We start from the raw sequence: 12486 nt of genomic DNA, 5'->3' as shown, positions 1-12486 counted from the left end.
CGTGGACCGTCCCCGACCCCGAAGCCGTCCCCGCCCCTGAAGCTGTCCCCGACCCCGAAGGTGACCACCGTGAGCCCGCCGCCTCCCCCCGTGACCGTCATCGGCATCGGCGCCGACGGCTGGGAGGGGCTCGGCCCCGCCGCCCGCGAGGCGCTGCGCACGGCCGAGGTGGTCATCGGCGGACGGCGTCATCTGGGCCTGCTGCCGCCGGAGTGCCCCGGCGAACGGGTGCCCTGGCCGTCCCCGCTGCGCCCCGCCGTCCCCGGGCTGTTCGCCGCGCACACCGGGCGGCGGATCTCGGTGCTGGCCAGCGGCGACCCCATGTTCTTCGGCATCGGCCGCACCCTGGCCGAGCTGCTGGGCGCCGAGCGGCTGCGGGTGCTGCCCCATCCGTCGTCCGTCTCCCTGGCCTGCGCGCGGCTCGGCTGGGCGCTGGAGGAGACCGAGGTGGTCAGCCTCGTCGGCCGCCCCCTGACCACGCTGAACCGTGAGCTGTACGCCGGCCGGCGGCTCCTCGTGCTCAGCGCGGGCGCGGACACCCCCGCCGAGGTGGCCGGGCTGCTCGGGGAGCGTGGCTTCGGCCCGAGTCGGCTGCGGGTGCTGGAGCGACTGGGGAGCGCGGGGGAGCGGTGCGCGGAGGGCACGGCCGAGGCGTGGCCCCATCCGCCCGGCGACCCCCTCAACGTCATCGCCGTCGACTGCGCCCCGGCGGACGGCGCCCGGCCGCTGTCGCTCACGCCGGGGCTGCCCGACGCGGCGTACGACCACGACGGCCAGCTGACCAAGCGCCATGTGCGGGCCGCCACCCTCGCCGCGCTCGCGCCCGCCCCCGGGGAACTGCTGTGGGACGTCGGCGGCGGCTCGGGCTCCATCGCCGTGGAGTGGATGCGTGCCCACCGCACCTGCCGGGCGGTCTCGGTCGAACGCGACGCGGTGCGCGCCGAGCGCATCGGCCGCAACGCCGCCGCGCTCGGTGTGCCCGCGCTGACCGTCGTCACCGGCGCCGCCCCGGCCGCGCTGGCCGGACTGCCCACCCCCGACGCGGTGTTCATCGGCGGCGGGCTGACCGCCCCCGGCGTGCTGGCGGCGTGCTGGGCGGCCCTGCCGCCGGGCGGCCGGATCGTGGCCAACACCGTGACCCTGGAGTCCGAGGCGCTGCTCGCCGACTGGTACCGCCGCCACGGCGGCGAACTCGTCCGCCTCGCCGTCTCCCACGCCACCCCGGTCGGGGCGTTCACCGGCTGGCGGCAGGCGATGCCGGTCACCCAGTGGTCCGCCACCAAAACGCTCGCTTCCCGAGGCCCTGGCGGGGACGCCGCCGATCCCGAGGGATCCGTCGAAGCCGCACAAGGAGAAACACGATGACGGTGTACTTCATCGGCGCGGGCCCCGGCGCCGCCGACCTGATCACGGTGCGCGGCGCCCGGACCCTGGCCCGCTGCCAGGTGTGTCTGTACGCGGGCAGCCTGGTGCCCCGTGAACTCCTCGCCGAATGCCCGCCGGACGCCCGCCTCGTCGACACCGCCCAGCTCGACCTGGACCAGATCACCGCCGAGCTGGTCGCCGCCCATGAGGCGGGCCACGATGTGGCCCGGCTCCACTCCGGCGATCCGTCGGTCTTCAGCGCCGTCGCCGAGCAGATGCGCCGCCTCGACGCGGCCGGCGTTCCGTACGACGTGGTTCCGGGCGTCCCCGCGTTCGCCGCCGCGGCCGCCGCGCTGAAGCGCGAACTGACGATCCCGACCGTCGGCCAGACCGTCATCCTCACCCGCATCGCCCAGCAGGCCACCCCCATGCCGGACGGCGAGGATCTCGCCACCCTCGGCCGCAGCGGCGCCCTGCTTGTCCTGCACCTCGCCGCCCGCTATGTGGACCGCGTCGTCGCCGAGCTCCTCCCGCACTACGGAGCCGCCTGCCCGGCCGCCGTCGTCGCCATGGCCAGCCGCCCCGACGAACTGGTCCTGCGCGGCACCCTGGACGACATCGCGACCCGGGTGAAGGCGGCAGGCGTGGTCCGCACAGCGGTCATCATCGTCGGCCGAACCCTGGCCGCCGCCCAGTTCCCCGACAGCCACCTCTACTCCCCGGACAGGACCCGCCTCGGCGCCCCCGGCTCCCCGCCCACGATCTGAGGCCCTCGCCCCGGCGGGTGTCCGTGCGTGGTTTCGCGTGTGTCGTGCCGCGCACGGCGCGCCATGTCCGTGGTGGCGATGGCGTCGACGCCACGCGCGGCGTACGGCGGGCTCGCGGGTGGCATCACCCGGGCAGTGTCGCGCGGGCCGCCGAGGCTGTCGGCACCGGCGGATGCCGCACGGGGACGGGGGTCAGCCACCGCCGGGACCGCGGGGGTCGGCGCGGCCCACGATCGTCCCGGCGCGGTCGATGCAGATGACGTCCACCGCCACCGGCGCCCCGCGCAGCACCCCGAGGGCCGTGTCGCGGGCCGCCGCCGCGACCAGGTCGCCGAGGGGGACGCCGCGGGCGGTGCACAGCTGTACGGTCTCCAGGCCCGTGTTGGCCGTGGCCACCGCCTCCGCCAGTTCCTCGTCGGCCCCTCCCCGGAGGGCCAGTTCCGCGAGGAAGCCCTTGTCCACCTGGGACCGGGAGGAGTGCAGGTCCAGATGGCCCGCGGCCAGTTTGGAGAGCTTGGCGAAGCCGCCGGCGACCGTCAGCCGGTCGACCGGGTGGCGGCGCAGATACTTCAGGACCGCGCCCGCGAAGTCGCCCATGTCCAGGAGCGCGTCCTGCGGCAGCCCGTGCACGGCCACCGCCACCTTCTCGGACGTCGAGCCCGTACAGCCCGCGACATGCGTGCGCCCCGCCGCGCGGGCGACGTCCACCCCGCGCCGGATGCTGTCGATCCAGGCCGAGCAGGAGTAGGGCACCACGATGCCCGTCGTGCCGAGGATGGACAGCCCGCCGAGGATGCCCAGACGGGGATTCCAGGTGGAGCGGGCGATCTCCTCGCCGTGGTCCACCGAGATCTCGATCTCGACGTCGCCGGTTCCGCCGTACCGGGCCGCGACCGAGGCGATGTGGTCGCGCATCATCTGGCGCGGCACGGGGTTGATGGCCGGTTCGCCCACGTCGAGCGGCAGCCCGGGCCGGGTCACCGTGCCGACGCCCGGACCGGCCCGGAAGACCACTCCGCTGCCGGGCGGCAGAACCCGTACCGTGGCCCTGACCAGCGCGCCGTGGGTCACATCCGGATCGTCCCCCGCGTCCTTGACGACCGCGGCCATGGCGCGGTCCGCCGTCAGTTCCTCGGCGGCGAGCGCGAACGCGGGCCGCTGCCCCTTGGGCAGTTCGATGGTCACCGGGTCGGGGAACTCCGCGCCCAGCAGCGCGGTGTACGCGGCCGTGGTCGCGGCGGTGGCACACGCCCCGGTGGTCCAGCCGTGCCGCAGCCCCGACCGCTCCAGCTGCGCGCCCCGCCCCCCGGTCGCCTCGGCCGTCGTCTCCGCCTCAGCCATGGGCGGGCCGCCGTGCGTACGATGACGGGCGCACGGACGACGAAAGGCACCCGATCCCGATGAACAGCGCACCGGCGCGCCATGTGCTCATCCTCGGCGGCACCACCGAGGCGCGCCGCCTCGCCGAGGAGCTCGCCGACACGCCCGCGCTGCGCGTCACCAGCTCCCTCGCGGGCCGGGTCGCCGCGCCGCGGCTGCCGGTGGGGCAGGTGCGGATCGGCGGGTTCGGCGGTGCCGAGGGCATGGCCAGCTGGCTCCGCGAGCACCAGGTGGACGCGCTCATCGACGCCACCCATCCTTTCGCCGACACGATCAGTTCCCACGCGGCCCGGGCGGCCGCCGACGTCCATGTTCCCCTGCTCGCCCTGCGCCGCCCCGGCTGGGTACCCGGTCCGGGCGACCGCTGGCACCCGGCCGGCTCTCTGGCCGAGGCCGCGCGGCTGCTGCCGGGCCTGGGGGAGCGGGTCTTCCTCACCACGGGTCGGATGGGCCTGGCCGCCTTCGCCCATCTGACCGGGCAGTGGTTCCTGGTCCGCTCGGTCGACGCGCCCGAGCCGCCGGTACCGCCCCGGATGGAGGTGATCCTCGACCGCGGCCCGTTCACCTTCGAGGGCGAGGCGGAGCTGCTGCGCCGCCATCGCGTCGAGGTGCTGGTCACCAAGGACAGCGGCGCCCACGCCACCGCCGCCAAACTCGCCGCGGCCCGCGCCGCCGCCCTCCCGGTCGTCGTCATCCGCCGCCCACCCGCCCCCCAGGGCATCCCGGTGGCCGAAACCCCGGCCGAAGCCGCCGCCTGGCTGCGGACGGCCCTGGCCTGAGCCGGGGCGCTCCGCGCCGGGAGCCCTCCGGGCTTAAGCCTCCGGATAGCGGCGCGGGGTCCAGACGACGTCGGTGCCGTCGCCGCGGCGGACCGTGCGGGTCTGGGTGGAGCCGACCAGGAGGATCGTGCGCATGTCGACCTGGGCCGGGTCGAGGTCGGCCAGCCGGACGATTCGCACGCGTTCCCCGGGGCCGCCGATGTCGCGGCCCAGCACCACGGGCGTGTCCGGGGCGCGGTGCTCCAGCAGGAGTTCGCGGGCCTTGCCCACCTGCCAGACACGGCTGCGGGAGCCGGGGTTGTAGAGGGCGAGCACCAGGTCGGCCGCCGCTGCGGCGCGCAGCCGCTCGGCGATGACCTCCCAGGGCTTGAGCCGGTCGGAGAGGGAGATCACCGCGTAGTCGTGGCCGAGCGGGGCACCGGCCCGGGCGGCGGCCGCGTGGGCCGCCGTCATACCGGGGACGATCCGCACCGGGACCTCGCGATAGGGGTCCTCGCAGGCGGCCTCCAGGACGGCGGTGGCCATCGCGAACACGCCCGGGTCGCCCGAGGAGACCACGGCGACACGCCGGCCCCGCCGGGCGAGGTCGAGGGCGAACTCGGCGCGTACGGCCTCGACCTTGTTGTCGGAGGCGTGGCGCCGCTGGCCCGGCCGTACGGGCACCCGGTCCAGGTACGTGGTGTAGCCGACGAGGTCCCCGGCGGCGGCCAGCTCGCCGCGCGCCTCGGGGGTGAGCCACAGCGGACCGGCCGGGCCGAGGCCGACGACCACGACTTCGCCCAGGCCGCCGGACGCACCGCGCGGCGCGTCCGCGTGGTCACCGCGCGGCGCGTCCACGCGGTCGCCGTGCGGTGCGTCGCCGCGGTCGCCGTGCGGCGCGTCACCGCCGTCACCGCGCGTCGCGTCCACGCGGCTCGGCAGCACCGCCATCGAGAAGTACGGCACCGACTCCGGGTCGACCTCGGCCAGCGGGGCGGTCCGCTCCGCGTTCATCGTGGCGCGCTCCACATAGCGCGCGTCCGCGAGCCGTCCCGACCGCTCCAGCGCCCGGCGCACCGTCGGGAAGGTCCGGCCGAGCTTCATCACGGCCGCCGCGTCCGCCGTGGCCAGCCGGGCCGTCAACTCCTCCTCCGGCAGGGTGCCGGGGAGGACCGTCAGCACCTCCTCGCCCTCCACCAGCGGTGTGCCGAGCCGGGCGGCCGCGGCGCTGACCGAGGTGACACCGGGGATGACCTCGGTGGGGTAGCGGTCGGCGAGCCGCTTGTGCATGTGCATGTACGAGCCGTAGAAGAGCGGATCGCCCTCCGCGAGCACCGCGACCGTGCGCCCCGCGTCCAGATGCGCGGCGAGCCGGGCGGCCGCGTCCGCGTAGAACTCCTCCATCGCGCCGCGATAGCCGCCCGGGTGGTCGGTGGTCTCCGTGGTGACCGGGTAGACCAGCCGCTCCTCGATGTGGTCGGGCCGCAGATGGCGCTCGGCGATGGAGCGCGCGATGCTGCGCCCGTGCCGGGCGCTGTGGTAAGCGATGACGTCGGCCGCGGCGATGACCTCCACCGCGCGTACGGTCATCAGGGAGGGGTCGCCGGGGCCGAGCCCCACACCGTAGAGCCGGCCCGTCTGCTGCTCGCTCACTCTTCCTCGCTCGCTATCGCGTTGATCGCGGCCGCGGCGATGGCGCTGCCGCCGCGCCGGCCGTGCACCACCAGGTGGTCGAGCGCCGCCGGATGCCCGGCCAGCGCCTCCTTGGACTCGGCCGCGCCGATGAAGCCCACCGGCACGCCGATCACGGCGGCCGGGCGCGGCGCGCCCGCCCCGCCTTCTTCGATCATCTCCAGCAGCCGGAACAGCGCCGTGGGCGCGTTGCCGACCGCCACCACCGCCCCCTCCAGCCGGTCCCGCCACAGCTCCAGCGCGGCGGCGCTGCGCGTGGTGCCCATGCGCCGCGCCAACTCCGGTACGGCGGGGTCCGCGAGGGTGCAGATCACCTCGTTGTCGGCGGGCAGCCGCTTGCGGGTGACCCCGCTGGCCACCATGCGCGCGTCGCAGAGCACGGGCGCGCCGGACCGCAGCGCGGCGCGGGCGCGGGAGACCACCTCGGGGGTGTACGCGAGGTCCTTGACCAGGTCGACCATGCCGCAGGCGTGGATCATCCGCACCGCCACCTGGCTGACGTCGGCGGGGAGCCCGCCGAGGTCGGCCTCGGCGCGGATGGTGGCAAAGGACGCGCGGTAGATGGCCGCCCCGTCCTTCTCGTAGTCGAACACGGTGTCCTCGATCATGTCGTTCCACGGGCCGCCGCAACGGCGCCGGCCAACTGCTCTGCTGTCACTTCCACGCCGTCCTCCGCCACGCCGTCCTCCGCCTCCGGCGGGTCGCCCTTCGCGCCGCCCCGCACGGTGACCCGGTAGCCCGTGTCGCCGGTCGCCAGCGCGTCCACCCAGCGGCCCCCGGGGTGGCCGCAGCGCCGTTCACAGCCGGAGACGTACACCGGCGGCGGATCGGGCGCGCCCCGGCGGCCGCCGCCGGACGCGGTGCCGCTCATCGGCCGCGGCTCCGAACCGCCCGCGACCGCTCGTCCGGTGTCCGTTACCGCTTCAGCCGTGTCCGCTTCAGCCGTGTCCGCTTCCGCTGTCTCCGCGGCCCCGCGCGCCGTGTCCGCGACCATGCGCGTCGCGTGGGCCCGCACATCCGCCAGGGACTTGGCGCAGCCGGGCCGTCCCGTACACGCGCCGACCCCGAGCCACGGCGAGTCCGGCGTGGTCACCAGTCCCGCGCCGGACAGTTCCGACAAGGCGCCGCGCGTGTCGTCCGGGGCGAACCCGGGGAGCACCACGCCGCGCCAGGGTGTCATACGCAGCTCATCCGCCCCGCTCCGGGAGGCGAGCCCGGTGAGCAGCCGCCACTGCGCCGCGCTCACCCGGCCCAGGGGGAGGGCGACGGACAGCGCGTGGCGCCCGTCCGGGCCGCGGACCACCCCGGGGGCCGGCGGCGGCTGCGGCGGGCGCGGGCCCGGCGCGCCCGGGTGCGGCCCGGTGCCGATGCCCGCGTCGGCGAGCCGGGCCGCCAAGCGATCGGCGGTCACCGCGTGTTGCGCGGGGAGTTCACGTACCCGCCACGCCCGGGTCCCGCTCTCCCGCGCCCTCGCCAGGAACTCCACCGCGGCCAGCGCGGCCGCCCGCGCCGCGTCCTCGCTCCGCATCCACAGATCACCAGCCCCGGCCGCCCCGCCCGGGCCGGCGCTCGCCACGCCCGCACCCGCCGGCGGCCCCCCGACCCGCAGCACCGCTCCACCACCGGGCGTTGCGATCAATGTCACATCCGCGCCCAACGCGGCCACGTCGCCACGCCCGTCGTCCAGCGCGAACAGAAACCTGCCCGACAAGCCCGACAATTCCCCGCGTGCCGCCAACGTGCCGACGCATGCCTCGTCGCACAGCGCGGCGTCCAACTCCCGTACCCACGCCACCACATCGGCGTACCCCGCGCCGTCCAGGCCGGACAGCGGCGACGCCACGATGTTGCGCACCCGGTCATGGCGGTCCGAGGGAAGCAGCCCGGCCGCCCGCAGCCGGGCCGCCAGCTCCGCGCCGCACCCCGCCGCGAGGCCCCGCACCTGCGCATTGCCCCGTGAGGTGATGTCCAGCCGCCCGTCGCCCAGCTCCTCGGCCACCCGCCCCAGCGCCTGCGCCTGACGAGCCGTCAGCAGCCCGCCCGGCACCCGGATCCGGGCCAGCGAACCGTCGTCCGCCGGGTGCAGCCGCAGCGCGCCCGGACAGGCGTCATCGCGACCGCGCACGGGGGTTTCATCCCCGGATGGGGTGGTTGTCGGGGGGAGGGGCATGGCGGCGAGCATACCGACGATCCGCTCCGGCCCACCGCCCCGGCCAGACTCCACGGAGACCGGAACGCACCGCCCCGTGGCAGGTCAGCAACGCTTACTATGCTCAGCGGCGGGTCGGTCCCGGCCCGCCGAAACGCACAAGACGGCACTCACGGTAGGAAGCCGGTGGAAATCCGGCGCGGTCCCGCCACTGTGAGCGCGGCGGCTGCCGAAACGGCAGCGGGCGCGCGAGCCAGGAACTGCCGCCGTCTTCAACCCGCCCGGGGCGCGGACCCCGAGGAAGGCATGCGCCGCATGATTCTGCTGCTGTCGACGTCCGACACCGACCTGCTCAGCGCCCGTGCCGCCACGGGCCCGGTGCCGTACCGCCTCGCCAACCCGGCCCGCCTCGCCCTCGAGGACCTCCCCGCCCTGCTCGACGGCGCCGAACTCGTCGTCGTACGGCTCCTCGGCGGCATCCGCGCCTGGCAGGAGGGACTCGACACGCTGCTCGCGGGCGATCTGCCCGTCGTGGTCCTCAGCGGTGAACAGGCGCCCGACGCCCAGCTCATGGAGGCGTCCACGGTCCCGGTCGGCATCGCCGCCGAGGCCCACGCCTACCTCGCCCACGGCGGACCCGCCAACCTGGACCAACTGGCCCGGTTCCTCTCCGACACCGTGCTCCTCACCGGCCATGGCTTCGAACCGCCCGCGCCCGCGCCCACCTGGGGTCCGCTGGAGCGCACCGGCCACGCGGCCGCCCCGGGCGACACCGCCGCCCCGACCATCGCGGTGCTCTATTACCGCGCCCACCACATGAGCGGCAATACCGCCTTCGTGGAGGCCCTGTGCCGCGCCGTGGAGGACGCCGGGGGCCGCCCGCTGCCGCTGTTCGTCGCCTCGCTGCGGGCCCCCGAACCCGAGCTGGTCGAGGCCCTCGGCGCGGCCGACGCCATCGTCACCACCGTTCTCGCGGCCGGTGGCACCCGCCCCGCCGAGGCGTCCGCGGGCGGCGACGACGAGGCCTGGGACGCGGGCGCGCTCACCGCGCTCGACGTGCCCGTACTCCAGGCGCTGTGCCTGACCTCGCCGCGCGCCGCCTGGGAGGAGAACGACGAGGGTCTTTCGCCGCTGGACGCCGCGACCCAGGTCGCCGTCCCCGAGTTCGACGGGCGGCTCATCACCGTGCCGTTCTCGTTCAAGGAGGTGGACGAGGACGGTCTGCCGGTCTATGCCGCCGACGCCGAGCGCGCCGCGCGTGTCGCCGGGATCGCGGTACGACACGCCCGGCTCCGCCATATCCCCGCCGCCGACAAGCGCCTCGCGCTCGTCCTCTCCGCCTACCCCACCAAGCACTCCCGGATCGGCAACGCCGTCGGCCTCGACACGCCCGCGAGCGCCGTCGCACTGCTGCGCCGGCTGCGCGCCGAAGGCTACGACCTCGGTCCCGAGGACGGACCGGACGCGCTGCCGGGCCTGGTCTCCGGCGAGGGCGACGAGCTGATCTACGCCCTCATCGAGGCGGGCGGCCACGATCAGGAGTGGCTCACCGAGGAGCAGCTCGCCCGCAACCCCGTCCGCATCCCGGCCGCCGACTACCGCCGCTGGTACGCCACGCTCCCGCGGGAGCTCCGGGACGCGGTCGAGGAGCACTGGGGCCCGCCGCCCGGCGAGATGTTCGTGGACACCAGCCGCGACCCCGAGGGCGAGATCGTGCTGGCCGCGCTGCGCCGCGGCAACCTCCTGGTCGTCATCCAGCCGCCGCGCGGCTTCGGCGAGAACCCCATCGCCATCTACCACGACCCCGATCTGCCGCCCTCGCACCACTATCTGGCCGCCTACCGCTGGATGGCCACCGCGCGGACGGACGGCGGCTTCGGCGCCGACGCCATGGTCCACCTGGGCAAACACGGCAACCTGGAGTGGCTGCCGGGTAAGAACGCGGGGCTGTCCGCCGCCTGCGGCCCCGACGCCGCGCTCGGCGATCTGCCGCTGGTCTACCCCTTCCTGGTCAACGACCCGGGCGAGGGCACCCAGGCCAAGCGCCGAGTCCACGCCACCCTGGTCGACCACCTCGTGCCGCCGATGGCCCGCGCCGACTCCTACGGCGACATCGCCCGGCTGGAGCAGCTGCTGGACGAGTACGCGGCCATCTCCGCGATGGACCCGGCCAAGCTCCCCGCCATCCGCGCCCAGATCTGGACCCTCATCCAGGCCGCCCGGCTCGACCACGACCTGGGCCTGGAGCAGCGGCCGGACGACGACGGCTTCGACGATTTCCTGCTGCACGTCGACGGCTGGCTGTGCGAGGTCAAGGACGCCCAGATCCGCGACGGACTGCATGTCCTGGGCGGCGCGCCGACCGGCCCCGAGCGCGTCAACCTCGTACTGGCCATCCTCCGCGCCCGCCAGATCTGGGGCGGTACGTCCGCGCTCCCCGGTCTGCGCGAGGCGCTCGGCCTGGACGAGTCGGCCGCCACCCGCACCGGTGCCGACGAGGCCGAGGAGCGGGCCCGTGCGCTGGTCCAGGCGATGGAGGACGCCGGATGGGCCCCGGAGGCCGTCGAGAAGGCGGTCCTCACCCTGCCCGATGAGCAGCGCCCCGCGGTCTCCGCGGTCCTCGACTTCGCCGCCCGCGAGGTCGTACCCCGGCTGGCCGCCACGACGGACGAGATCGACCACGCCGTGCACGCGCTGAACGGCGGCTTCGTCCCGGCCGGCCCGTCGGGCTCGCCGCTGCGCGGACTGGTCAACGTCCTGCCGACCGGCCGCAACTTCTACTCCGTCGACCCCAAGGCCGTGCCCAGCAGGCTGGCCTGGGAGACCGGCCAGGCGCTCGCCGATTCGCTGCTGGAGCGCTACCGCGCCGACAACGACGGTCAGTGGCCGAAGTCCGTCGGCCTCTCGCTGTGGGGGACGAGCGCGATGCGCACCTCCGGCGACGATGTGGCCGAGGCGCTGGCGCTGCTGGGCATCCGACCGGTGTGGGACGACGCCTCGCGGCGGGTGACGGGGCTCGAACCGGTACCCCTCGACCAGCTGGGCCGCCCGCGTGTCGATGTCACCCTGCGCATCAGCGGCTTCTTCCGGGACGCCTTCCCGCATGTCGTCGGGCTGCTGGACGACGCCGTACGGCTCGCCGCCACCCTCGACGAGAGCGACGACGACAACTACGTACGGGCGCACACCCGCGCCGACCTCGCCGCACACGGTGACGAGCGCCGCGCCACCACCCGGATCTTCGGCTCCCGCCCCGGCACCTACGGCGCCGGACTGCTCCAGCTCATCGACAGCCGCGACTGGCGCACCGACGCCGACCTCGCCGAGGTCTACACGGTCTGGGGCGGCTACGCCTACGGCCGCGGCCTCGAGGGGCGCCCGGCGCGCGCGGAGATGGAGAGCGCCTACCGCCGGATCGCGGTCGCGGCCAAGAACACCGACACCCGCGAACACGACATCGCCGACTCCGACGACTACTTCCAGTACCACGGCGGCATGGTGGCCACCGTGCGCGCCCTGAAGGGCACCGCGCCCGCCGCGTACATCGGCGACTCCACCCGCCCCGAGACGGTCCGCACCCGCACCCTCCACGAGGAGACCTCACGGGTCTTCCGGGCCCGGGTGGTCAACCCGCGCTGGATCGAGGCGATGCGCCGCCACGGCTACAAGGGCGCGTTCGAGCTCGCCGCGACGGTCGACTACCTCTTCGGCTACGACGCGACCACGGGCGTGGTCGCCGACTGGATGTACGACAAGCTCGCCCAGACCTATCTGCTCGACCCGGAGAACCGCGCCTTCCTGGAGGAGGCCAACCCCTGGGCGCTGCACGGCATGGCCGAGCGGCTGCTGGAGGCCGAGAGCCGCGGGCTGTGGGACGAGCCCGACCCGGAGGTGCTGGAGCGGGTGCGGGAGCTGTACCTGGAGACGGAGGGCGGCCTGGAGGGCGGGGACGACGAGTAGGCGCGTCCGCGCTTCCCGGTGCGTCCGGCGGTGGCTCAGTCGGCGGACGAGCGTGCCGCCGGGCGGGTCGCCGCCCGGATCCGGTCCGGCCAGGGCGGACAGTTGACCAGTTCGGTCCACTCGCGGTCGTAGCGCCCGGGCACCGCGCGTCCCGCGGAGGCCCAGCGCTCGACCAGCGCCGCGTAGATCGGTACGGACGTGGACGTGTGAACGGTCTGATGTACCGTTCCGTCGCCTTCGGTGCTCCGGTCCAGCGCTCTGCTCGGCTGCGAGAGAGAACGGCGTCGCATCGTCGTCGTCATATTCGGACAACGCGCCCCGCCCCGCCGGGTCACCTTCCACACGCCGGTCTCACCCGCATCGGCGTGGTGTCGCACATGTCAGCGACTGCCTGGCGGCCCGATCCGGCGGTGCC

General features: G+C 75.3%; 9 protein-coding genes and 1 riboswitch. Of the genes, 4 read left to right on the top strand and 5 right to left on the bottom strand.

The genetic code is table 11. The features are described from left to right. Positions 1 to 69 precede the first annotated feature (69 nt). Positions 70 to 1365, top strand: coding sequence for a precorrin-6y C5,15-methyltransferase (decarboxylating) subunit CbiE (gene cbiE / locus LIV37_RS06720; RefSeq protein WP_243146390.1), 1296 nt, complete (start codon positions 70 to 72; stop codon positions 1363 to 1365). Beyond that, positions 1362 to 2132: a precorrin-4 C(11)-methyltransferase gene (gene cobM, locus LIV37_RS06715; protein ID WP_020866342.1), complete on the top strand. Its 771-nt coding sequence runs from the start codon at positions 1362 to 1364 to the stop codon at positions 2130 to 2132. The genes cbiE and cobM overlap by 4 nt, the downstream gene beginning before the upstream one ends. Before the next feature lie 192 nt (positions 2133 to 2324). Here cobM and LIV37_RS06710 read toward each other — a convergent pair whose 3' ends face one another. Next, positions 2325 to 3473, bottom strand: coding sequence for a cobalt-precorrin-5B (C(1))-methyltransferase (locus tag LIV37_RS06710; protein WP_020866341.1), 1149 nt, complete (start codon positions 3471 to 3473; stop codon positions 2325 to 2327). 59 nt (positions 3474 to 3532) lie between these two features. On the opposite strand from LIV37_RS06710, the gene LIV37_RS06705 reads away from it, so the two are divergent. Then, a complete protein-coding gene (locus LIV37_RS06705) occupies positions 3533 to 4291 on the top strand; it encodes a cobalt-precorrin-6A reductase (RefSeq protein WP_020866340.1) in 759 nt (252 codons plus the stop codon). Positions 4292 to 4324: 33 nt separating this feature from the next. On the opposite strand, the gene LIV37_RS06700 is transcribed toward LIV37_RS06705, so the two are convergent. From LIV37_RS06700 to LIV37_RS06690, 3 genes are read right to left on the bottom strand one after another with little or no spacing between them, the layout of a single operon-like run. Then, the gene (locus LIV37_RS06700) at positions 4325 to 5923 is read right to left on the bottom strand and encodes a precorrin-2 C(20)-methyltransferase (protein WP_020866339.1); all 1599 of its coding nucleotides are present in this window, start codon (positions 5921 to 5923) and stop codon (positions 4325 to 4327) included. Continuing rightward, a complete protein-coding gene (locus tag LIV37_RS06695) occupies positions 5920 to 6570 on the bottom strand; it encodes a precorrin-8X methylmutase (protein ID WP_014056941.1) in 651 nt (216 codons plus the stop codon). Before LIV37_RS06695 ends, LIV37_RS06700 begins: the two co-directional genes overlap by 4 nt. Continuing rightward, positions 6567 to 8144 (bottom strand): nitrite reductase, encoded by a 1578-nt coding sequence (locus LIV37_RS06690; protein ID WP_121825752.1) that lies wholly within the window; start codon positions 8142 to 8144, stop codon positions 6567 to 6569. The genes LIV37_RS06695 and LIV37_RS06690 overlap by 4 nt, the downstream gene beginning before the upstream one ends. Before the next feature lie 143 nt (positions 8145 to 8287). Continuing rightward, positions 8288 to 8374, top strand: a riboswitch (cobalamin riboswitch). A 52-nt stretch (positions 8375 to 8426) separates the two neighbouring features. On the opposite strand from LIV37_RS06690, the gene cobN reads away from it, so the two are divergent. Then, a complete protein-coding gene (gene cobN, locus LIV37_RS06685; protein ID WP_121826200.1) occupies positions 8427 to 12071 on the top strand; it encodes a cobaltochelatase subunit CobN in 3645 nt (1214 codons plus the stop codon). A 35-nt stretch (positions 12072 to 12106) separates the two neighbouring features. Here cobN and LIV37_RS06680 read toward each other — a convergent pair whose 3' ends face one another. Beyond that, on the bottom strand, positions 12107 to 12361 hold the full coding sequence (locus LIV37_RS06680; protein WP_121826201.1) for a hypothetical protein: 255 nt from the start codon (positions 12359 to 12361) through the stop codon (positions 12107 to 12109). Between the last annotated feature and the right edge of the window lie 125 nt (positions 12362 to 12486).

Origin of the sequence: Streptomyces rapamycinicus NRRL 5491, from assembly GCF_024298965.1 — a bacterium.
GTDB classification, from domain to species: domain Bacteria; phylum Actinomycetota; class Actinomycetes; order Streptomycetales; family Streptomycetaceae; genus Streptomyces; species Streptomyces rapamycinicus.
The sequence above is the reverse complement of the archived record's forward strand: the minus strand, read 5'-3'. Positions and strand labels throughout refer to the sequence as shown.